The 708-nt window shown below is 39.8% G+C and carries 1 pseudogene; it reads right to left on the bottom strand.

Annotated elements, in window-relative coordinates:
- A pseudogene (locus tag KIV40_RS30820) lies at nucleotides 1-488 on the bottom strand (chondroitin lyase); the annotation flags it as partial.
- Nucleotides 489-708 lie beyond the last annotated feature (220 nt).

Raw genomic sequence — 708 nt, 5'->3', positions numbered from 1 at the left:
TTCACCGTAAACATCTCAAGCATAGGTTCGAAGATGCGAGACTCAATATTGTCACGCTGTTCTTGCGTCAAAGTAGACTTAACGCACGAATACGCCAAGCTAGTGAACATTAACCAGCAATGTTCGTTTAGAATTTGGTGGAAAAGACGACCCGTTGGGTTTGTGTTCTTTTGAACATGGAAATCAAACGTCAGGTACTTGTCTGCGTATACTTCCAATAGTTCAGTAACGAAATCAGCGTACTTCTGCTCTTTAGTGATAAGGAACAAACGACCAGCTAGGTTCATGTATGTGTAGTTTTGTTTGTGACGGTTGTGCTCGTAACCACCCGCTTCGCCATGCCCTGGCACGTCAATAGGTAAACGCATGAAGGCTTCCAGCTCTTTTTGATTCGCTGCGATCGTCTTACCCATTAGACTTGAACGGCCAACTTCTAAATGAAGTGCTTCAATTTCCGCGTCCGTTAGTAGTATTGGTTGTGTAGTCATGTTCTTTATCACCCTCGATGAAGAGTTTCTGTATTTGAATTTCAATCTAATTCTTAAACTTCATATAAAGTAATACAATATGAGGTTTAATCCTACCTATTCATCGCTAAATGATGAGCAGAATCACATAAATCTCGCTAAACCCTTGATCTAAAAAGCCAATGATAATTATCAGAGTTCTGTTAAGTCTTTGATTTTACAACGCTATAAAAAGTAGCAC

The sequence above is a fragment of the Vibrio sp. D173a genome, from assembly GCF_030248475.1.
The sequence above is the reverse complement of the archived record's forward strand: the minus strand, read 5'-3'. Positions and strand labels throughout refer to the sequence as shown.